General features: G+C 45.4%; 22 protein-coding genes and 1 tRNA gene. 13 read left to right on the top strand and 10 right to left on the bottom strand.

Annotated elements, in window-relative coordinates; all coding sequences use genetic code 11:
- The first annotated feature begins 4 nt into the window (after positions 1-4).
- Positions 5-436, top strand: coding sequence for a fosfomycin resistance glutathione transferase (locus EXT46_RS03135; protein WP_130145160.1), 432 nt, complete (start codon positions 5-7; stop codon positions 434-436).
- A gap of 39 nt (positions 437-475) precedes the next feature.
- On the opposite strand, the gene mutH is transcribed toward EXT46_RS03135, so the two are convergent.
- On the bottom strand, positions 476-1,144 hold the full coding sequence (gene mutH / locus EXT46_RS03130) for a DNA mismatch repair endonuclease MutH (RefSeq protein ID WP_053910737.1): 669 nt from the start codon (positions 1,142-1,144) through the stop codon (positions 476-478).
- A 459-nt stretch (positions 1,145-1,603) separates the two neighbouring features.
- Here mutH and rppH point away from each other — a divergent pair, with 459 nt between their 5' ends.
- The 9 genes from rppH to EXT46_RS03085 all read left to right on the top strand — a co-directional run bounded on the left by rppH (position 1,604) and on the right by EXT46_RS03085 (position 9,138).
- Positions 1,604-2,125 carry an RNA pyrophosphohydrolase gene (gene rppH / locus EXT46_RS03125; RefSeq protein WP_022944084.1) on the top strand — a complete coding sequence of 174 codons (522 nt, stop codon included), beginning with the start codon at positions 1,604-1,606 and terminating at the stop codon, positions 2,123-2,125.
- Positions 2,126-2,134: 9 nt separating this feature from the next.
- Positions 2,135-4,408, top strand: a complete 2,274-nt coding sequence (gene ptsP / locus EXT46_RS03120; RefSeq protein WP_130145158.1) for a phosphoenolpyruvate--protein phosphotransferase — start codon at positions 2,135-2,137, stop codon at positions 4,406-4,408.
- A gap of 75 nt (positions 4,409-4,483) precedes the next feature.
- Positions 4,484-5,290: a sulfite exporter TauE/SafE family protein gene (locus EXT46_RS03115; RefSeq protein WP_022944082.1), complete on the top strand. Its 807-nt coding sequence runs from the start codon at positions 4,484-4,486 to the stop codon at positions 5,288-5,290.
- 12 nt (positions 5,291-5,302) lie between these two features.
- Entirely contained in the window at positions 5,303-6,118 is an 816-nt protein-coding gene (lgt, locus tag EXT46_RS03110; protein ID WP_130145156.1) for a prolipoprotein diacylglyceryl transferase, read from the top strand.
- 4 nt (positions 6,119-6,122) lie between these two features.
- Entirely contained in the window at positions 6,123-6,956 is an 834-nt protein-coding gene (locus EXT46_RS03105) for a thymidylate synthase (RefSeq protein ID WP_022944080.1), read from the top strand.
- Positions 6,957-7,035: 79 nt separating this feature from the next.
- Positions 7,036-7,629: a FlgO family outer membrane protein gene (locus EXT46_RS03100; RefSeq protein WP_130145154.1), complete on the top strand. Its 594-nt coding sequence runs from the start codon at positions 7,036-7,038 to the stop codon at positions 7,627-7,629.
- 12 nt (positions 7,630-7,641) lie between these two features.
- Positions 7,642-8,367 (top strand): FlgO family outer membrane protein, encoded by a 726-nt coding sequence (locus tag EXT46_RS03095; RefSeq protein ID WP_022944078.1) that lies wholly within the window; start codon positions 7,642-7,644, stop codon positions 8,365-8,367.
- A gap of 60 nt (positions 8,368-8,427) precedes the next feature.
- Entirely contained in the window at positions 8,428-8,997 is a 570-nt protein-coding gene (locus EXT46_RS03090; protein ID WP_022944077.1) for a FlgO family outer membrane protein, read from the top strand.
- Positions 8,998-9,063: 66 nt separating this feature from the next.
- Positions 9,064-9,138, top strand: a tRNA-Arg gene (locus tag EXT46_RS03085).
- Positions 9,139-9,242: 104 nt separating this feature from the next.
- Here EXT46_RS03085 and EXT46_RS03080 read toward each other — a convergent pair.
- The 8 genes from EXT46_RS03080 to EXT46_RS03045 form a co-directional block, all read right to left on the bottom strand.
- A complete protein-coding gene (locus EXT46_RS03080) occupies positions 9,243-9,770 on the bottom strand; it encodes a hypothetical protein (RefSeq protein WP_130145152.1) in 528 nt (175 codons plus the stop codon).
- Positions 9,771-9,822: 52 nt separating this feature from the next.
- Positions 9,823-10,371, bottom strand: coding sequence for a hypothetical protein (locus tag EXT46_RS03075; protein WP_130145150.1), 549 nt, complete (start codon positions 10,369-10,371; stop codon positions 9,823-9,825).
- A 31-nt stretch (positions 10,372-10,402) separates the two neighbouring features.
- Positions 10,403-10,915: a hypothetical protein gene (locus EXT46_RS03070; protein WP_130145148.1), complete on the bottom strand. Its 513-nt coding sequence runs from the start codon at positions 10,913-10,915 to the stop codon at positions 10,403-10,405.
- Between the two features lie 52 nt (positions 10,916-10,967).
- Positions 10,968-11,477, bottom strand: coding sequence for a hypothetical protein (locus EXT46_RS03065; protein WP_130145146.1), 510 nt, complete (start codon positions 11,475-11,477; stop codon positions 10,968-10,970).
- Between the two features lie 52 nt (positions 11,478-11,529).
- Positions 11,530-12,057, bottom strand: a complete 528-nt coding sequence (locus EXT46_RS03060) for a hypothetical protein (protein ID WP_130145144.1) — start codon at positions 12,055-12,057, stop codon at positions 11,530-11,532.
- Positions 12,058-12,067: 10 nt separating this feature from the next.
- Positions 12,068-12,901, bottom strand: a complete 834-nt coding sequence (locus EXT46_RS03055; RefSeq protein ID WP_130145142.1) for a hypothetical protein — start codon at positions 12,899-12,901, stop codon at positions 12,068-12,070.
- A gap of 254 nt (positions 12,902-13,155) precedes the next feature.
- On the bottom strand, positions 13,156-13,890 hold the full coding sequence (locus tag EXT46_RS03050; RefSeq protein WP_130145140.1) for a glutathione peroxidase: 735 nt from the start codon (positions 13,888-13,890) through the stop codon (positions 13,156-13,158).
- 147 nt (positions 13,891-14,037) lie between these two features.
- Positions 14,038-15,207, bottom strand: a complete 1,170-nt coding sequence (locus EXT46_RS03045) for a flagellar assembly protein T N-terminal domain-containing protein (RefSeq protein WP_165381046.1) — start codon at positions 15,205-15,207, stop codon at positions 14,038-14,040.
- 128 nt (positions 15,208-15,335) lie between these two features.
- Between EXT46_RS03045 and EXT46_RS03040 the strand changes: the two genes are divergently transcribed.
- From EXT46_RS03040 to EXT46_RS03030, 3 genes are all read left to right on the top strand, one after another.
- Positions 15,336-15,791, top strand: coding sequence for an LPP20 family lipoprotein (locus EXT46_RS03040; protein WP_026110991.1), 456 nt, complete (start codon positions 15,336-15,338; stop codon positions 15,789-15,791).
- Positions 15,792-16,099: 308 nt separating this feature from the next.
- Entirely contained in the window at positions 16,100-16,735 is a 636-nt protein-coding gene (locus EXT46_RS03035) for a transglutaminase-like cysteine peptidase (protein WP_053910756.1), read from the top strand.
- Positions 16,732-18,681 carry a LapD/MoxY N-terminal periplasmic domain-containing protein gene (locus tag EXT46_RS03030; RefSeq protein ID WP_165381045.1) on the top strand — a complete coding sequence of 650 codons (1,950 nt, stop codon included), beginning with the start codon at positions 16,732-16,734 and terminating at the stop codon, positions 18,679-18,681. The genes EXT46_RS03035 and EXT46_RS03030 overlap by 4 nt, the downstream gene beginning before the upstream one ends.
- A gap of 5 nt (positions 18,682-18,686) precedes the next feature.
- On the opposite strand, the gene EXT46_RS03025 is transcribed toward EXT46_RS03030, so the two are convergent.
- A complete protein-coding gene (locus EXT46_RS03025) occupies positions 18,687-19,274 on the bottom strand; it encodes a response regulator transcription factor (protein WP_130145134.1) in 588 nt (195 codons plus the stop codon).
- Position 19,275 lies beyond the last annotated feature (1 nt).

The following is a 19,275-nucleotide window of genomic DNA, read 5'->3' as shown; positions in this document are numbered from 1 at the left end:
ACTGATGTTGCTAGGCATCAATCATCTTACTGTGACGGTGCATGATTTGCGGCGTTCTTTACAGTTTTACTCCGAGCTGCTATGTTTCACTCCGTTAGTGCGTTGGCGCCAAGGTGCTTACCTGCAAAACCAAGAACTGTGGCTATGCCTTAATGTTGGCCGACCCCAACCAGCGCAAGATTACTCCCATATTGCTCTAACGGTGGAGCCAAATCGCTTTTGTGAATTGCAACAGCGATTGACCGCCGCTGATGTGTGTTTTTGGCAGGAAAATAGCAGTGAAGGAAGCTCTTTGTATTTTCTAGACCCTGATGGTCATAAGTTAGAAGCGCATGTTGGCGATTTAGGTAGTCGATTGGCAGCGATAGCGCAAAAGCCCTACGAACACTTGCATTGGTATCCACAAGGGCTGGCAGTGATAAAAGGCTATGATTGATACCCAAAGCGGCGCTAGTTAGTCCGTTACAGACCGGGTTTATAAGGCGAAATGGTTGGCTAGAATCTGTCTCGTAAAATGGGTTTTAAGGTAAAAGCCACGGGGCAGAGTTTGAATTGTTTTTCCTTGTGGGCCAATGGCGTCGGTTAACGCTTGGCTGTTTGCCGCTTTAGGACGCAGTTGCAATACGTCGCCATAATGGCCGTTGAGCGTTTCTATTTTCCCCAATGCAATCAGCTCGGTGAGCTCCTCCCAATCACGTTTAAGCTGTGCAAACTGTTGCTCATTGGGACGCCACAAAAAGCCACTGCCAATGACTCTGTCGATTACTGCGATATCACGTTCGGCCAGTATTGGCAGCCACAGTACGTGATTAAGCTTCTTGTACACTGTGCTTTGTTCAAAGGTCAGCCCTTGTAGATTGGTTAAGGGGGCGACACTGACAAAGGTCGTCTCCAGTGGCAAACCTTTTTGCGAGATGGGCAGAGTTTTCAGTTCGACACCTAATGACACAAAGTCGGGTTCGGGCAGTGAGCCAGCACTGGCTCCTAACGCAAGTTCAATAAGCTGACCAACCCAGCCTTTTTCACGCAGCAAGTCTTGCGGTGTTTTAAAGCCCAGCTCACCTGCCAATTGTCCCAGCGTTTTACCTGCTATAGCATCGACCCGTTGTTGCAGTTGACTAAGGGTTTGTGGCGGTGCGTTCATGTCTTTGTCTCTAGAGTATTTCAATCGCTATGTTAGCAAACTCTTGCGTAGCGGAGAATGTGTCACCTTACTATCTCGGCTAAGTATTGCTAGCAAGTGCCTTAGTTGGTGTTATTTTGAACATGTTTTCAGTGGTTAAAATAACATCGCTTTATAAGTCCTAGTCAAAAAGTAACATTATGAAAAATAAAGATATTTTCCAGTGTTCCTCTCGGGCTTTAATAATGTGCTGTTGTTTTAATCCACAAAATACAGTCCTATAAACATATTTATCCACAGAATCTGTGGAGAAACACCTTTTTATGATCATCAATTGTGGATTTGTTCTATTTTTACCCTTGTTTTTTAAAAGTTATGCACAACTTGTGAGTAAGTTGGTGTTTAGTGCGAATAATATTTGCTGTGCTTTAGGGATTATGGAACAATCGATAAAAATCGACTTACAAATGAGGCACTAAGGTGATTGATGCCGAAGGTTTTCGTGCCAATGTCGGAATCGTAATTTGTAATAACCAAGGCCAAGTCTTTTGGGCTCGTCGTTACGGACAGCACTCTTGGCAATTCCCGCAAGGTGGCGTAGACGATGGGGAAACGCCTGAGCAAACCATGTATCGTGAATTACACGAGGAGGTTGGCTTACTCCCTGAAGATGTAGAGATACTGGCAAGTTCTAGACATTGGTTGCGTTATAAGTTACCGAAGCGGTTGATCCGCAGAGATTCCACACCTGTGTGTATTGGCCAAAAACAAAAATGGTTCTTGCTAAAATTAAAGTGCAAAGATGAAGACGTAGATTTACTTAAAACTCACCACCCTGAGTTTGATGACTGGCGTTGGGTGAGTTATTGGTATCCTGTGCGTCAGGTCGTGGCCTTTAAACGCGACGTATACCGCCGGGTAATGAAAGAGTTTGCGCCGGTTGCTATGCCTTTTAATCGCAAGGAGTCACAGCCGCAAGGGCAGTGGCGCCAGCGCCGATAGGAGAACACCATGTTAGCCACCATGCGCACCATCGTCGAGCAAGTTGCTCAGCAACCGAGTTTGGAAAGCGCATTGGTGGTATTTGTATCGCAAGTAAAAAAAGCGATGCGCACCGAGTGTTGCTCAATTTACTTCGCTGATTACAGTAAAGATAACTTCGTTTTAATGGCCACTGATGGCCTCAATCCTGGTGCTGTGGGTCAGTTTCGAGTCGGCTTTACTGAAGGCTTGGTGGGCTTAGTGGCGCAGCGTGAAGAACCTATTAATTTGGCTTATGCCAAATCGCACCCGCGCTTTGTCACCTCCGATTTAGTGCAAGAAGATCAGTACAATGCTTTTCTCTCTGTACCTATTGTGCATCAACGCCGCGTGCTCGGTGTTATTGTCGTGCAGCAGCAGGCGGCGCGTGTATTCAGTGAAGATGAAGAGTCATTTTTAATTACTCTTTCCGCCCAGCTAGCGCCTCAGTTGGCCGACGCACAACTGCAAACCTTGCTCAACCAAGATGGGCAAAGCCAGCGCTCCACAACTCTTAAAGGCATATCCGGATCGCCGGGTATCGCTTCAGGGCAGGCCTATGTGGTGTTGCCTAAGGTTGACTTTTCGTCGGTTGAAATGCGCAAAGAGCCTAACAAACTCAAACAAAAGCAGCTATTTTTCCAGGCGGTAGCCGCCACTCATAAGGAGTTCAGCACCCTGGCAGCGTCGATGCAAGGGCACCTTCCCGATGAGGCTGTGGCCGTCTTTGAAGTGTATTTACAGCTTCTTGATGCGAAGAGCCTAGGACGCGATGTTGAATTAGAAATAGCCGACGGTTGGTGCGCCAAAAGTGCCTTGAAGCGGGTTATTGAGCGTCTAGTGCAGCAATTTAATGCCATGCAAGACCCTTATATAAAGGAGCGCGCCGTTGATGTTAAAGACATTGGTTTACGGGTTCTGCACCACCTATTAAATACCGAGAAGGCCACCAAGGTGTATCCAGACGATACAATTTTGGTGGCGCACACGTTAACCCCAGCCATGCTAGCTCAGGTTCCCAAAGAAAAACTCAAAGGGGTGGTCAGCGTCCATGGTGCGGCCAACTCCCATGCCTCTATTCTTACCAAGGCGATGAACATTCCCACCGTGTGGGGCATCAATGATATTCCTCTATTGCAGTTTGACCAAAAGGAATTGATTGTTGATGCTTATGCGGGGCGCGTCTACTTATGTCCTAGCGAGGCTCTTAAACAAGAGTACGCGCAAGTACAGCATCACGACGCTAAATTACATGACCAGTTTGAGTCTGAGCACCATCTTGAGGCGAAAACCGCAGATGGTAAAAGCATCGACTTACTGCTTAACGCTGGCTTGGATTTAGGCAGTGAGCTCAATAGTGCCCGATATTGCGATGGTGTTGGGCTGTACCGCACCGAGTCATGGTTTATGCAAAAGGGAACGTTTCCGTCTCAGCATGAGCAAGAGGTGTGGTACCGCCAAGTACTCAGCAGCTACCACCCTGCACCAGTTACTATGCGTACATTGGATATTGGCGGCGATAAGGCGCTGGATTATTTCGATATTGACGAGGAAAACCCGTTCTTAGGGTGGCGCGGTATTCGCGTAAGTTTAGATCATCCGGAGCTTTTCCTCGATCAACTGAAAGCCATGATCAAGGCCAATACTGGCTTAGGTAATCTACGTATTATGTTGCCGATGATAAGTGATATCGGGGAGGTCGATGACGCGTCTGCGCTGATGGAACGCGCTTATTATGAGTTGCAACAAGATGCACCGGATCAATTCAGCTATATTGATAAGCCGCTAGTGGGAGTGATGATTGAGGTGCCCTCGAGTATGTATTTAATCAAGGAGTTGGCGGCCAAAGTTGATTTTTGTTCGGTGGGCAGCAACGATTTAACTCAGTATCTGTTAGCTGTGGATAGAGCTAATTCCAGAGTGGCTGGGCTTTTTGATCCTTATCATCCTGCAGTTTTACGAGCCTTAAACGGTATTGCCCAGCAATGCCAAAACGCCAACTTTCCCTTTAGCCTATGTGGTGAACTTGCCGGCGAGCCCGAAGGCGCGGTGCTCCTTATTGCTATGGGATTTGACAGCCTAAGTATGAACTTCAGCTCGTTACACAAAGTGAAGTGGGTGATCCGCCGTGTCGGCTTGGCCGCCTGTGAGGTGCTATTGCATCAATGTTTGGCTGCTTCCAGTGCAAAGAAAGTGCACCGCTTGGTGCGTGAATTTATGCTCGAAAACCACCTTGGCGCGCTTCTTTATACGCAAAAAGAGTGATCAATAAGTGGTCGTGAAATTGCCTTTATAACCTGATATATTAGCGCTATAAGAAAAGTTTATAAGAAGGGCGGTATGGCTGACCTGATATGGCTATTTTTGCTATGCACAGTGCTTGGCAGCGTAGTAGGCTTTTTAGCTGGATTACTGGGAATAGGAGGCGGCTTACTTATTGTCCCGGCGCTTTCGGCGTTATTGGTGCACTTTCATGTCACGGATGTTGAGCACGTGTTAGTGATTGCCATTGCTACCTCCTTGGCTTCGATTTTATTCACCTCCACCTCTTCTGCTTTGGCGCATCATCGTAACCAAAATGTCCCCTGGCAAGTCGCACCTTGGGTGCTTGTGGGTGTTTCACTGGGCGCCCTGATAAGCGGCTTTATGGCAAGTTATATACCCCAACAGGGATTGAAAACCATATTTGCTGTCTGTGTGATGTTCATTGCGATGCGTATGATTGTCTCTACGCGCAGAGTAATGAAGACTCGGGCCATGCCTAAAGGTCCTGTGGTTGCTGCTAGTACCTCGGTACTTGGGGCCATATCCGGGTTAATCGGTATCGGCGGCGGCGCGCTTGTGGTGCCGCTTTTAAATTATTTTTCTGTGGATATGAAAAAGGCCATTGGCTGCGCCGCAGTCAGTGGCATAGCCATTGCGCTGTTTGGCTGCTTGGGTTACATTGCCTCCGGGTGGCAAGTGAAGAGTTTAAGCGATGGCTTCTTGGGCTTTGTGTATTTACCTGCTTTAGCGGGGATTGTTGTCACCTCCTGGTTCACTGCTCCTTTTGGCGCGCGAGCAACGCATTTTTTACCAGTATCGCAAATTAAGAAAATCTTCGCCGTGCTATTGGTGGTGATCGCCTTGCGAATGGTGTTTAGTTAGGCATTGGAATTTATGGCTTTAGAGTTTCCGCAAATCGACCCCATTATTTTTGAAGTGGGTCCGGTGGCTGTACGTTGGTATGGCTTGATGTATTTAATTGGCTTTGCTTTCGCTCTGTGGCTGGCAAACCGACAAGCAGCAAAACCTGGCTCAGGGTGGAGCAAAGAGCAGGTAAGCGATCTGCTGTTTTACGGCATGCTCGGTGTCATCCTCGGCGGACGTGTGGGCTACGTGCTGTTTTATCAGTTTAGCTATTTCCTCGAAAATCCATTGTATTTACTGCGTATTGACCAAGGCGGAATGTCCTTTCACGGAGGCACCCTCGGCGTGATTGCCGCCATTGTGTGGTTCGCTAAAGCCAAAGGTAAGTCTATCTTGGCGGTGGGCGACTTTGTGGTGCCTTTGGTGCCGTTAGGACTACTGGCCGGGCGCATTGGTAACTTTATCAATGGCGAGCTTTGGGGGCGCGCATCTGATGTGCCTTGGGCTATGGTATTCCCTACTGGCGGGCCTGAGCCAAGACACCCTTCACAATTATACGAGGCATTTTTTGAAGGCCTCGTGCTGTTTCTTATTTTGCAGTGGTTTATACGCAAGCCACGCCCAGCAGGCAGTGTCGCCGGATTGTTTTTACTCGGTTACGGGGTATTCCGTTTTGCCATTGAGTACTTCCGTGAACCTGACGCTCATTTAGGCCTGTTTGCAGACTTTATTTCCATGGGGCAAATTTTATCTTTGCCGATGATTATCGTGGGTGCTGGGCTGATGTATTGGGCATACCAGCATAACAACAGCGCAGAGAAACACGGCTCACAACAACCAAGCTAATACTATGAAGCAATATTTAGATTTAATGCGCCATGTGAAAGAGCATGGCACCAAAAAAGAAGACCGGACCGGTACCGGCACCCTGAGTGTATTCGGCTATCAAATGCGCTTTAATTTGCAAGAAGGGTTTCCCTTGGTGACCACCAAGAAGTGTCATTTGCGCTCGATTATCCACGAGTTGTTGTGGTTCCTTAAGGGCGATACCAATATTGGTTATCTTAACGATAATGGCGTGCGCATTTGGGATGGTTGGGCCACGGCAGAGGGTGAGCTGGGCCCAGTGTATGGCAAACAATGGCGCAGCTGGGAAGGCCCTAATGGTGAAGTGATTGATCAGATCAAGGACGTGGTTGAGCAAATTAAAACTAATCCAGATTCACGACGGTTAATTGTGAGTGCCTGGAATCCAGCATTGTTGCCAGACACTCAGTTTAGCCCTAGCGAAAATGCCGCTAAGGGCAAGCAAGCACTGCCGCCGTGCCACACGCTATTCCAATTCTATGTGCTTGATGGCAAGCTGAGTTGTCAGCTATACCAACGTAGTGCAGATATTTTCTTAGGTGTGCCGTTTAATATTGCCAGCTATGCATTACTGACCATGATGATAGCGCAAGTATGCGATTTAGAATTAGGCGACTTTGTCCATACCTTTGGCGATGCGCACTTGTACTTGAACCACTTACAGCAGGTGGATGAACAGCTTGGGCGTGAACCGTTTGCCAAACCGACCATGAAGATTAACCCTGAAGTGAAAGATATCTTTTCTTTTAGCTTTGATGACTTTGAGCTGGTGGATTACCAGTGCCATCCTCATATCAAGGCGCCTGTTGCTATTTAATCTAGCCTCAGGTTATTGCTGGCACCTTTATTGCAGGCACATTAAGTAATATTCATAAATGTGTTTCGATGAGGGTGTCATGCGACTCTTAATCACGATTTTGCTAGCGGCGCTGGTGACGGCTTGTGCGCCTTCACAACGCATAGAAATTGTGCCCCGCGTCGGTGAATACCGACCTGTACAAGAAAATACTATTCACCAATATAGTGTCCGTCTTGCCAATAATATGACAACGGCGCTGCAAAGCATTGCTCCGGGTGCCAAAGTCGCAGTCGGCACCTTTTTGCCGCCCCAGTCTTTAACGCTCAAGCAAATGACACCTCAGCAACACCAGATAGCGCTGCAACTTCAAGAGAGTTTTATCACCCTCTACAATCAAATGGGTTTCTCTGTGGTTGAATATCGAACCCGTAATAGCATTGCTTTGCGTGACGGCGGAGATGTTATGTTGAGCCGCGAGGTAGGGCAGTTAGCAGCCCGTCACGGTATCGACTTTTTTGTTACCGGGACTATGACCCCACAGCAAGATGCTTATGTAGTCAATGTGCGCATGATTAACATCAGTAATAATGAGGTGGTCGCGGCGGCGACGGACTATTTACCTAATAATGTGTTAACTAGTGCCGATAAAGTACATATGCAAAATGGCCATATTGAGCGCCGCGCTTATTAACGAGGAAAGACTATGAACACTCCCGCAATTTCAGGGCTTTTATCGCTGACTTTAGCTGTAGCTGGTTGTGCCAGTATGAATCAATGGACCGCGCATGAAGATGAAGTAAAGCGCCAGGCAATTGAAGAGTATGAAAGTGCCCATCAGCAGGTCAAAGTGATTGGTGCCCCAGAGCAATCCGTGGCTGGTAATACAGCTCAGTATCAAGGCCTTAACAATCCTCTTAAAGTACATTCTAGCCGCCAAAGTTACGCGAAACATTCTGTGAAAAACATTAACCATTATGTGCGCGGATTGATGCAAGATATGATGAGTAACATTGACGCCAGCGCACAAAATCAGGTTATGGCAGTATCAAGCTTCGTCTACTTAGATACCGACTACCAGCAGGGCACATTATTGGGCAACCAATTGGCAGAGAGCTTTATGCATGAGTTGCATGAATTTGGGGTGCCTGTAGTGGATTACAAGACCACCGATTACATTCGTGTAACCCCTGAAGGTGATTTCGCTTATAGCCGTGACTTTTTAGAGTTGCAGCAAGATCACCCAATGCGCTTAGTGTTAGCGGGCACGCTGGTGAAACACCAAGGCGGAGTCTTAGTGAATGCGCGGATTGTTAGCGTCAATTCGAAAATGGTCATTGCCAGCTCTCAAGGTTTGATCCCCAACGATGTAGTAAACGCGTTACTGAGCAACGCCAGTTATAATGGTGTGGAGCTCAGCCAAGCGAATTAGTTATAAAGTTTTTAGCCCTGGCGCCGATAACCGACTATATGGCTTAAGTGGGTAAAAACAATGATAAAGCGTTTTCTTGTTGGCGCCATGGTAACAACCATGGCCATGGCTGCATGGGCTCAAAGTGAGCCAAGCAAGGTCGAGATAAACCCTCTGTATATCAGTGTTGATAGAGGGTTTAACAATGCTCACCACAAACACCTAGGGGATTACACTCAACAATTGGCATTGAAACTCAGTGATACCATGGCGACACAACATGTCAGCCATATTGCAGTGACCAGTTTCGTTGACTTTGATCATCGCCTTGATAACGCTGGCGCCCTTGGTAACCAGTTAGCCGAAGGGCTGATGACAGACCTGCAACAATTTGGATTTGCAACGGTCGAGCACAAGCTTAAACGCGCTATTTCTGTTCAACCATCCGGTGACTTTGCCCTTTCTCGTCATGCCAGCGAGTTGGCTGAGTCGGTGGGTGTAGACCATGTTCTCACCGGTACACTGGTGTACCGCCCCAATGGAGTGGTGATTAATGCGCGAGTGATCAGTAGTCAGGATCAAGTCATTAAAGCCAGCGCCCGCCAGTTTATTCCTTACTTCGTCTTAGACGACCTATTGCCGCATGGTTAATAGCTCAGCGTTTGTGCTTTAAGCTATTGCTATTTAAGGTGAAGTTATTTGATAATAGAGGCCAGTGGCCTCTTAGTTAAATGGATATAACAACCCCCTCCTAAGGGGTAGTTGCAGGTTCGATTCCTGCAGGGGCTGCCAAATCATTAATTACCTTTAAGCCCACCAAGGAGTATTCTTTCAGCTTACTGAAACCATGTCCTAGACTTGAATGTTTAATTTTGAAATGTTTCGGTAGATAAGTGTTAGCACATACCTTCAAATAGCTTTTTATCAATGTTTTTAACTTTGATAGCTTCAAAAATCGTTAGTAACTTATTTGAGTCGGTTCTTTCTGATTTCATGCCGATAGTAAATTTTTTATTGATCACAGTACATCCAAAGATGGGGCCTGCTTCACCCAAGCCACCAGAATATAATGCTCTTTTATTATCAGGGGTATCCTCGGAAACAGTGCTAATGGGAACTCGTTTACCTGATTGACTCACAGAGAAGTACTTAATTTCACTACTTTCACTCCAACCTTCATTGGCATCCATTTGTGTCACAAGCACACCTGACGGGGGGATATGATACACCCTCGAGTTACCTTCATACATGGGTGGTTGACCATTTGGTGCGTTGAACACAATATATAAAGCGCCGACGTACCCTTCTGGTATTAGATAAATTGCAGGCTCTCTTTTTTTGACTTCTAAGCAAGAGGATAAAAATGTGATCATTAACCAAGAAAGCCATGTTTTTAAAAAGAAACTTTTAGTGAAAAGCTTCATTGAGTTACCTTTTTAAATTATAGGGTTCCACTGAAATTACAGTAAGCGAGACCTAACAAGTACCTTCAAATAGTTTCTTATCAATATTTTTAAGCTTGACGGCTTCATGTATGGTTAAAAGTATATCTTCATTAATTCGCTCTTCTTTTACACCAACAATAAAGTTTTGGTTCAATACCTTACACCCGTAGACAGGGCCAGAGTAACCTAAACCTGCAAAGTACACAGCTCTTTTGTTATCAGGTGTACTTTTAGATACCTCACTAATTGGTTTTCTATTGCCATTAATACTTACAGAGAAAAACTGAATTTTATCACTTGCTATCCAACCTTCATTGGCATCCATTTGTGTCACAAGCACGCCTGACGGAGGGATATGATATACCCTCGAATTACCTTCATACTTGGGTGGTTGACCATTTGGTGCGTTGAACACAATATATAAGGATCCTACGTATCCTTCAGGTATCAGGTAAATTGTGGGCTCACTTTCTTTTACTTCTGTACAGGCCGGTAGTAATGCAGTAATGAAACCGACTAGCAATGCTTTTAAAAAGTAAGTTTTAAAGAAAAGCTGTATTAAGTTAACTTTTAATATCATACAAGTCCGTAGAGGTTAAGATTAGAAAGCCTTAACACATACCTTCAAATAGCTTTTTATCAATATTTTTAACTTTGATAGCTTCAAAAATCGTTAGTAACTTATTTAAGTTGGTTCTCTGTGATTTGGTGCCAACAATATATTCTTGAGTCATTATGGTGCAACCAAAGACAGGGCCAGCTTGGCCTATACTTCCATTATATACGGCTCTTACTGACTCGGGTGTACTTTCTGAAACTTCAATAATAGGTGTTCTAGTACCGGTATTGCTTACTGAGAAAAACTTAATTTTATCACTTTCTATCCAGCCCTCATTGGCGTCCATTTGTGTCACAAGTACACCTGATGGAGGAATATCGTACACCCGAGAATCACCTTCGTATTGTGGCGGCTTGCCATTAGGGGCATTAAATACGATGTGTAATTTTCCAGTAAAACCATCAGGTATAAGGATAATTTCAGGCTCACTTTTTTTTGCTTCTGTACAGGCTGACATTAATGCGGTTACTATAAAACCTATAAGCAATATATTTTGAAACCTCATAGAGTTACCTTTTTTAAGTATAGAACTCCAAAGAAATTGTAATGAACAAGCCTTAACACATACCTTCAAATAGCTTTTTATCAATATTTTTAACTTTGATAGCTTCATAGAGGGTGAGTAACTTTTCGGTATTTCTTTGCTCAGCATCTGTACCAACCGTAAAGTTTTTATTTATTACTGTGCAGCCGTATATTGGACCCGAACGCCCTAAGCCACCGACATACACGGTTCGTTCTGTTTTTGGCGTATTTTCTGACCATTCACTTATAGGGGTTCGCTTGCCTGACTTACTTACAGAGAAGTACTTAATTTCACTACTTTCACTCCAACCTTCATTGGCATCCATTTGTGTCACAAGCACACCTGATGGGGGGATATGATACACCCTCGAGTGACCTTCATACTTGGGTGGTTGACCATTTGGTGCGTTGAATACAATATATAAAGATCCTACGTATCCTTCTGGTATCAGGTAAATTGTGGGCTCACTTTTTTGTACTTCTGTGCAGGCTGACAGTAATGCAGCTATTAAACCTATAAGCAATATTTTTAGAGACTTCATAGAGTTACCTTTTGAAAGTGTAGAGCTCCACAGAAATTACAATAAGCAAGCCTTAGCACATACCTTCAAATAGTTTTTTATCAATATTTTTAACTTTGATAGCTTTATAGAGGGTGAGTAACTTTTCGGTATTTCTTTGCTCAGCATCTGTACCAACCGTAAAGTTTTTATTTATTACTGTGCAGCCGTATATTGGACCCGAGCGCCCTAAGCCACCGACATACACGGTTCGCTCTGTTTTTAGCGTGTTTTCTGACCATTCACTTATAGGGGTTCGCTTGCCTGACTTACTCAAAGAGAAGTACTTAATTTCACTACTTTCACTCCAACCTTCATTGGCATCCATTTGTGTCACAAGCACACCCGACGGCGGGATATGATACACCCTCGAGTTACCTTCATACTTGGGTGGTTGACCATTTGGTGCGTTGAACACAATATATAACGATCCTACGTATCCTTCAGGTATCAAGTAAATTGCAGGCTCTCTTTTTTTTACTTCTGTACAGGAAGATAAACATGCGATCATGAACCCGACTAGCAGTATTTTAAAAAAGTGAGTGCTGGGGGAGTGTTTCATTGAGTTTCCTTTACTTTAGTAAACCATCAAAGCAATATTTTAAACTCGCTTTTTCGAGTAACATACAGTGGCCGCTGTTAGCAGGGATAGAGATAAATCGGTAATTCCAATCAGTTATTTTTTGGAACTTTAGTTTTGGTTGTTTATTGGTTCGCCTAAAGAGTTCATCACCAACAGTCCCTTTAAAACTACCATTTTTATTAAGCGGTAATCGTATTGCACTTGCTATCATCGGGTAGTCAGCATTTAAAGATAAACTCACAGGTGCTGCTCCTTTTCGAACGTGTACACCCAATGAAACGGCTTGTCCACTAGGGCCTACTATAAACGCCTCACAATTTGGAAAACCATCGCCAGTAATATAAGTTACAATGTCCATGTGACCGTTTTGTCTGTCAATATCCACGACGATTTTGTATTTAACATTTAAGGTCGGAACATAGGAGAAATCTAGAGCTTCTTGTACCTCAGGAGAGCCTGGCATAGCGTGGTTAACACCACCATATTGACCTTCCATCCTGTACTGGTAAATATTTTTATTGGGAAAAACTCTGCTTTTAAGAAAAGTGCGTCCTTTTGGTGCCAATTCACCACTATAAACTCTTTTTGCTCTCTCCCAAGGAGCTTTTGATGGGTCTGACACCGTATCGTTAGTGAGTATTTTTCCTTCTGATGTAGAAAGAGATAATCTATGCCAAATCCTAGATGTTATTGGTTTTACACCACTCGGCTTTAGAGAAAATCCACGATTGTCCCCTTCAAACATGAGGCCTGACCAACCGAATGTTTTCTCTGGGTGAAATGAGCGTATATTAATTTCATAGTCTGCTAATTGGAGAGTCATGCGATAATTCCGTTTATCAATTAGTTAAGTCCGTTTCGGTTAGGGTAACATCGAGCTTGGTCCAAAACAAACCAAAGAACGGAGTGCCAAAAGCAAGAAATGAATAGTACTGTTTAGGAAATGGGCGAGGAAGCTGTCATTTGCATGACGAGCTAAGTTGTTTGTCGTGATACTTCTTAGAAGCACGATTTGGGTGTTTATTTACTAGAAAAGAGGGCTACGTATATAGTAACCCTTTTAGAACTTGGTGCGGGTTATTCGAAGTATCTCGCTAAATCATCAGAGCCACCTATATGTTGCCCACCAATAAATACTTGCGGTACCGTATCTCTACCGGATATCGCTTTTAAGCTGGTAAGCGACGCTTGACTACCCAACACAATTTCCTCAAAAGCAAGACCGTGCTGCGTAAGCATTGTTTTCGCTTTGGTACAAAACGGGCATCCCGGCTTTGTAATAATGCTTACTGGCTGTGGCTTACTTTGTTTGGGGTTAATATAATCAAGCATAGTATCTGCATCCGATACCTCAAAAGGGTCGCCTGGTTTTTGCGGCTCGATAAACATCTTCTCGACCACGCCGTCTTTCACGAGCATGGAGTAGCGCCAGCTACGTTTACCAAAACCTAGGTCGTTCTTGTCAACCAGCATGCCCATGCCGTCAGTGAACTCGCCGTTACCGTCAGGGAGTAAGGTAATATTGTCGGCCTCTTGGTGCTCAGCCCAGGCATTCATAACAAATGTATCGTTTACCGACACGCAGACAATGTCATCTACGCCATTTTGTTTTAGTACACCTGCAAGCTCGTTGTAGCGGGGTAAGTGTGTTGACGAGCAGGTCGGTGTAAACGCGCCGGGCAATGAGAAAACCACGACCGTCTTACCTGCAAAGATATCGTTTGAGGTAAGTTGTTGCCATTGCTCGCCTTTACGCACTGCAAATGTCACCTGAGGAATTCGTTGGCCTTCGCTGTTGTTTAATGTTGTCATACTGATAATCTCCTTTCGATGTGTTGGGTACAGTGTGACAAAAGCGAGTCGATTTGTATATCAGTAAGAATTGATGACTTTGATTGTTAAAACCGAACGTTGAACGTATCTTGATTTTAAATGGTACGCAGGAAGTGCTGAGCCAGGCTATTGGCTCAGTAACACTAAGTCGTTGAGTTGAATATTCGCTAGTGGCCGTTTACCAATATTAGTGGCAATGGCACTGTGTTGGTAAAGCTGATTCACTTCTACACGATGTAAGGTAGTTACCTGACGTGGCAAATGTTTGCCTGCATAGGTGGTGAGGTTGCTGCTATGTGCCAAAGTGAGTTGCTGGCCCATCATTAAGCCGTTGGCTTTACCTAAGTTGACAACTACTTGGTCACCATCAATATGCTGAATTAAGCCACGGGTCGGTAGGCAGCGCAGCTCATTGTTAAGGTCAAACATCACTTTTTCACTGAGCGCAGTAATGGCTCGTCCGTATTGGCTCTGCCAAAAAGTGCCACTGTTTACATCGATACGAGCGGTTTTTTCAAATTGCCAAGGCCCTTGAGTTTGATAGGCTTTTTGCCATATTTTTTCAAAGCTCAAGGCATCGAATAACGCAAACTCTACATTAAAATAGCGGTTATAGCTTTCGTCCTGCCAAAATGCATAATCATTATTTAATTGCTTGCCGGTGGAAATATCGGTGATTTGCGAAAGTAACACGTACTGACTGTTACTTTTGTCGCGAATATATTCCAGTACGTTTTCATCATACTGAAATTGCTGTGTAAAGAAGGGGCTAACATCCACCGCTTCTTTAAAATAAGGAATAGGCAGCATTGCTAGTTGCGTTTGGCTCATAATTGCGTAGAGCTGCTTAGTAAAAGCTGGGGCCACGTCAAATATTTGACCATAACGAGCTTGCTGTGGATTGTCCAATGCCGTGCGTGTGAGAGCAAAGTGGCTAACAAAGTCTTGTTCAGGGCATTGCTGTGGGTTGTCTAACACTTCAATTTGCATGGTGACACTGATCATGCCATCACTTTGTTGCTCTTCGAGCAGCTGCATTTGTTGTACTTGACCATGTGCTTGCAAAGAAAGGTGATCCTGAGTGAGCACGCCGTTAGTCAAGGTCTGCACACTGGATAGCTCCAGCCCTGAATATAATAACGCCTGTTTTATAGCGTCGCTGACCGCGCTGGCGCGTGCTGTTTCAGTATCTCCATCCTCTAAAGTCGCAACCCCTGTGGTTTGCAACCATTGGGCGCTGACACTCGGGCTTATTAGTGCAATCATCAGTGCGCACACAGATGCCAAATATCGCATAGTTATCCCACCTAAAAATGTTCTTGCAACAAAGACAGCAAAGAACATACCAACTCCCCCTGTAATAGTGGCATTTATCGTGCATACTACTGAGCATAGGTTTAGAGACAATCAATGTGGAGCAAAACATGCTACGAATGATGATACTGCTGATCAGCACATGGAGCATGCTCGGTTGCAGCAGCGTGTTTGATAAGCACGTTGAATATGCCATCGAGCAGCCTGACAATTATCCGATTTTACGTGCGATTGGCTACGCGCCTATTGCACCGCAGCCCGGTGAAAGCGCCCAGCAAAAATCGCTGATGGCGATGAAAGCTTCAAAGATAGAAGCTTACCGGGAGTTGGCGGAGCAGGTTTATGGCCAGCAAATGCAAGGGCAAACCACCGTTGCCAATGCCATTGCTGGAGATGATGTACTGCAGGCACGGGTTCAAGGGGTGATCCGAGGGGCTCGAGTTAAACGCAGTTATGTTGTTGGCGACAGTTATGCGACTGAATTAGAACTGGATATGAAGCTAGTACACGATCTTTACATTACTCAGAGTAAACCTCGCAAGGTAAAAAAGGTCACTTACTACTGAGGTGCTTGCTGATATATAACATTGCCCCAAGTGTACGCCTGTGCGCTTGGGTTTTATCTTTTCTTGCCTTTATACACCTGCATTTTTGCTTTAATTGCTAATATCAAACTTATTCTAAGCACCTCTTTATACTGCATTTACGGCCAACATCGGGTGCTGCAGAACTGAAAATCACTGCTATGCTTTAATAAATCAAACCCATTGCGTCCTAAGCGGTGCGCAGAAACTATGTAGGCTTTTAGGACGTAGTGAGCAGTGCGAAAATTATAAATAAAATACGGTGGCTGGGGCTAGGTTTAGTGTTCGCCATGACATTGCTCATGAGTGCCATTCACGCTGGCGCAACTATGGACAGCGACTTGTTTCAAACGCTTATGCGCAATCAATACGGTACTCAACGTTTACTGGTGGCGCAGCGCTGGCAGCAATTACTAGCTAGCTTGAGTGCGCAGCCCGAAACCCGCAAAGTGCAACTGGTCAATCAGTTTTTTGCCACGCAAGTGCGCTACCGCACCGACCAACTTCTCTACAAACAACAAGATTATTGGGCAACGCCATTAGAAACCCTGGGGCAGGGGCTGGGCGATTGTGAAGACTACGCCATAGCGAAATACGCGTCATTGAGGATGCTAGGCATCGCTGATAATAAGCTACGGCTTATCTATGTTAAAGCGCAAATAGGTGGCCCTCGCAGTCAAGAGTTTCAAGCGCATATGGTGTTGGGTTATTACCCGACACCCAGTAGCCAACCCATCATTCTCGACTCGCTGACAAGTGCTATTTTGCCAGCAGAGAAGCGCACTGATTTATATCCGGTTTTCAGCTTTAACAGTGAAGGTCTGTGGACTGCAACGTCAACCCACAGTGTGGCCGACCCTCGGGCGAGATTATCTCGCTGGCATTCGGTTTTAAAGAAAATGGAACAGCAAGGAGTTAGGTGGTGATAAAGCAAGCATCTACGGCGTCCAATGGGGCGCACCGTATATCTCTGGTGGTACAACTGTGGCTGGTGATTGTGGTTATTGCTTTGAGTGGGTTGATCAGCAGCGTACTCATTAGCGGATACAATGTTAAATCTAGCTTCACCGAAGAGCTTTATTTGAAAAACGCCGATAATGCCACAACCTTAGCGCTTGCGCTCAGTCAGATGGATAAAGACCCAGTGACCGTTGAGCTTTTCGTCTCAGCAGCCTTTGATACCGGCCACTATCAGCAGATTAAATTAGTCGATACACAGGGTGAAGTTGTGGTTGAGCGTTCGCTTACACAGCACGAACATGCCTCAGTACCTAGTTGGTTTGCACAGATGTTTGCTTTTAAGGTCGACGCCGGCGTTGCACAAATAAGCAATGGTTGGCAACAATACGGCACCTTGTATATTCAGAGTCAGCAAAGATATGCACTAGAAGCTTTATGGGACAATGTGCTCAATTTAGCCAGTGGTTTTGCCATTGTTGCGTTATTGAGCTGTATTGCTGCTTCACTCATTTTACGTTGGGTACTGAAGCCTTTAGAGCGAGTAGTCGCTCAAGCCCAAGGGTTCTCAAAAAAGCAATTTAAGCAGCTTGCAGTTCCCAATACGGCCGAATTAGCTGAGGTGACAGAGGCGATGAATCATCTGGCCGAGCGCTTTGGTGGCATTTTACGCGAAGGGAACGAGCGTATTGCCCGCGCACAATACCTAGCCCAGCACGATACAACAACAGGGCTGGCCAATGGTCGGTACTTCCTGTCGCGTATGGAGCAAGAGTTAAAGCAAGTTAGTCATGATCAGCAAGTGTTGATACTAATGCGTTTGGCAAACTATGAGCAACTGCGGGGGAGCTTAAACCCGGAACAGTTTTATAGGTTGGAGAAAGAGCTGGCGCAGTTACTGATTAGGTATGCAGAAACTCAGCAAGATAACCTCCATGACTGGCAACTTGGGCGTATCAGTCATTGTGACTTTGCTCTTCGACTCAATGAGGTCATGGCTGCAGAGGATAGCTCAAGGATGCTGACGCAATGCTGCAGTGAATTTAGCGATACCTATAATGGGCTGATAGAGCTGAGGCACAGTATTACCTATATTGAACAAAAGCAAAGCGGTGAAGAGGCTTTGCAGCAAGGTCAACGGTTGTTGGCAATGGCGACCGCTTCCGGCGTAGATATGTACGCCGATGCTGCAACCGAGCACCACCAAGTAGCGGCGGCGACTGGGCAATCCTTAACGCAAGCGCTTGAAAAAGAGCAGTTTGAATTAAAGCTCACAGACGTACTGAGTTTTGACGATAGCTGCGTACAAAGTGAAGTCGGTTTATATTTGAAAGTGGGTAACAAGGTCCATTCGCGACGCTACTATCAACGCCTGCTCAGTGAACAACAATTGGATGCGCAGCTGGACTGGAAAACGGTGAAAACATTTTTCAATGAGAAGTTATGGCTGCATTACGCTCAGCCTCTTGCTATCAAACTCAGTGAAGCGACTCTAGAAGATGAAATCGCTTATACCAGTATTCTTGCATTAATATCGAGTGAGCGGCAGCTAGCATCGCGCCTAACCTTGGAGTTTTCTGAGTCATGTTTAATCAACATGGCTGAACAAGTGAAAGAGTTCTGCCGAGAGGCAAAATTAGTGGGTTGCCAATTAGGTTTAACGGATGCAGGTCAAGCACTGAACCAAGTTGATGGCTTAGAGCAGTTGGGGTTAGACATTATAAAGCTTGATAACACCTTGGTGCACAACATCAGTAATGATGAGGCAACTCAGCAGTTGGTGAGGCATATTTGTGCGCAAGTGCGCCCTTTGGGAATGATGGTCGTGGTGGAGGAGCTGGCTCAAGACATTGCTGTTGAATTACTCAAAGAGTTGGGGGTCAGTGCCCGTATTCAAATTCAGCAAGGGCATTAATGCCCTTACCCAGCGCCGTTGACATGCAACGCTAATTGCAGTCGGTCTTTGACTTGTAGCTTGGCAAATGTCGAGCTTAAATGCTGCTTTACGGTGCGCTCAGAAATATAGAGTCGTGCCGCGATAGCCTTGTTGGTTTGTCCTTGAGCCACGAGCTTGGCGACCTCACATTCACGCTCGCTCAGCTTACTCAAATCCGCAGAAGCAGATGAACAGGCCTTATCGGCGATGGAAAGTGCACCAATAAGATTGCTTAGCAAGCAGCCAGGAAGCCACAGAGCATTGTTTTCAATCGCGTCACGCGCCTGTTTAAGTACAGCCGTAGTGGCGAACAGTTCTACATAGCCGCGCGCACCTAAGCTAAACCCTTGTTGTAATTCACTGACACAGGGATTTCGAGTCATCAAAATAATTGCGATATGACGAGCATGTAATTGGCCAATGATCTGTTGCCAATCGGGCATGCCAGTGAGTACCCAAGCAATACGCGCATCGGGTATTTGCTCGGGCAGTGCATAAAGCACTTCCATTGGCTCACTTAGGCGCTGCCAATGGCTAGATACGAGCCCTTGTTCGGTTATAAACAGATCCATG

This window comes from Pseudoalteromonas sp. CO325X, assembly GCF_004208955.1.
GTDB classification, from domain to species: domain Bacteria; phylum Pseudomonadota; class Gammaproteobacteria; order Enterobacterales; family Alteromonadaceae; genus Pseudoalteromonas; species Pseudoalteromonas ruthenica.
The sequence above is the reverse complement of the archived record's forward strand: the minus strand, read 5'-3'. Positions and strand labels throughout refer to the sequence as shown.

Excerpts from the sequence above, each read along its gene's own strand:
- EXT46_RS03135 (WP_130145160.1), top strand. The coding sequence starts at position 5 with ATGTTGCTAGGCATCAATCATCTTACTGTGACGGTGCATGATTTGCGG.
- mutH (WP_053910737.1), bottom strand. The coding sequence starts at position 1,144 with ATGAACGCACCGCCACAAACCCTTAGTCAACTGCAACAACGGGTCGAT.
- ptsP (WP_130145158.1), top strand. The coding sequence starts at position 2,135 with ATGTTAGCCACCATGCGCACCATCGTCGAGCAAGTTGCTCAGCAACCG.
- EXT46_RS03115 (WP_022944082.1), top strand. The coding sequence starts at position 4,484 with ATGGCTGACCTGATATGGCTATTTTTGCTATGCACAGTGCTTGGCAGC.
- lgt (WP_130145156.1), top strand. The coding sequence starts at position 5,303 with ATGGCTTTAGAGTTTCCGCAAATCGACCCCATTATTTTTGAAGTGGGT.
- EXT46_RS03105 (WP_022944080.1), top strand. The coding sequence starts at position 6,123 with ATGAAGCAATATTTAGATTTAATGCGCCATGTGAAAGAGCATGGCACC.
- EXT46_RS03100 (WP_130145154.1), top strand. The coding sequence starts at position 7,036 with ATGCGACTCTTAATCACGATTTTGCTAGCGGCGCTGGTGACGGCTTGT.
- EXT46_RS03095 (WP_022944078.1), top strand. The coding sequence starts at position 7,642 with ATGAACACTCCCGCAATTTCAGGGCTTTTATCGCTGACTTTAGCTGTA.
- EXT46_RS03090 (WP_022944077.1), top strand. The coding sequence starts at position 8,428 with ATGATAAAGCGTTTTCTTGTTGGCGCCATGGTAACAACCATGGCCATG.
- EXT46_RS03080 (WP_130145152.1), bottom strand. The coding sequence starts at position 9,770 with ATGAAGCTTTTCACTAAAAGTTTCTTTTTAAAAACATGGCTTTCTTGG.
- EXT46_RS03075 (WP_130145150.1), bottom strand. The coding sequence starts at position 10,371 with ATGATATTAAAAGTTAACTTAATACAGCTTTTCTTTAAAACTTACTTT.
- EXT46_RS03070 (WP_130145148.1), bottom strand. The coding sequence starts at position 10,915 with ATGAGGTTTCAAAATATATTGCTTATAGGTTTTATAGTAACCGCATTA.
- EXT46_RS03065 (WP_130145146.1), bottom strand. The coding sequence starts at position 11,477 with ATGAAGTCTCTAAAAATATTGCTTATAGGTTTAATAGCTGCATTACTG.
- EXT46_RS03060 (WP_130145144.1), bottom strand. The coding sequence starts at position 12,057 with ATGAAACACTCCCCCAGCACTCACTTTTTTAAAATACTGCTAGTCGGG.
- EXT46_RS03055 (WP_130145142.1), bottom strand. The coding sequence starts at position 12,901 with ATGACTCTCCAATTAGCAGACTATGAAATTAATATACGCTCATTTCAC.
- EXT46_RS03050 (WP_130145140.1), bottom strand. The coding sequence starts at position 13,890 with ATGACAACATTAAACAACAGCGAAGGCCAACGAATTCCTCAGGTGACA.
- EXT46_RS03045 (WP_165381046.1), bottom strand. The coding sequence starts at position 15,207 with ATGCGATATTTGGCATCTGTGTGCGCACTGATGATTGCACTAATAAGC.
- EXT46_RS03040 (WP_026110991.1), top strand. The coding sequence starts at position 15,336 with ATGCTACGAATGATGATACTGCTGATCAGCACATGGAGCATGCTCGGT.
- EXT46_RS03035 (WP_053910756.1), top strand. The coding sequence starts at position 16,100 with ATGACATTGCTCATGAGTGCCATTCACGCTGGCGCAACTATGGACAGC.
- EXT46_RS03025 (WP_130145134.1), bottom strand. The coding sequence starts at position 19,274 with ATGGATCTGTTTATAACCGAACAAGGGCTCGTATCTAGCCATTGGCAG.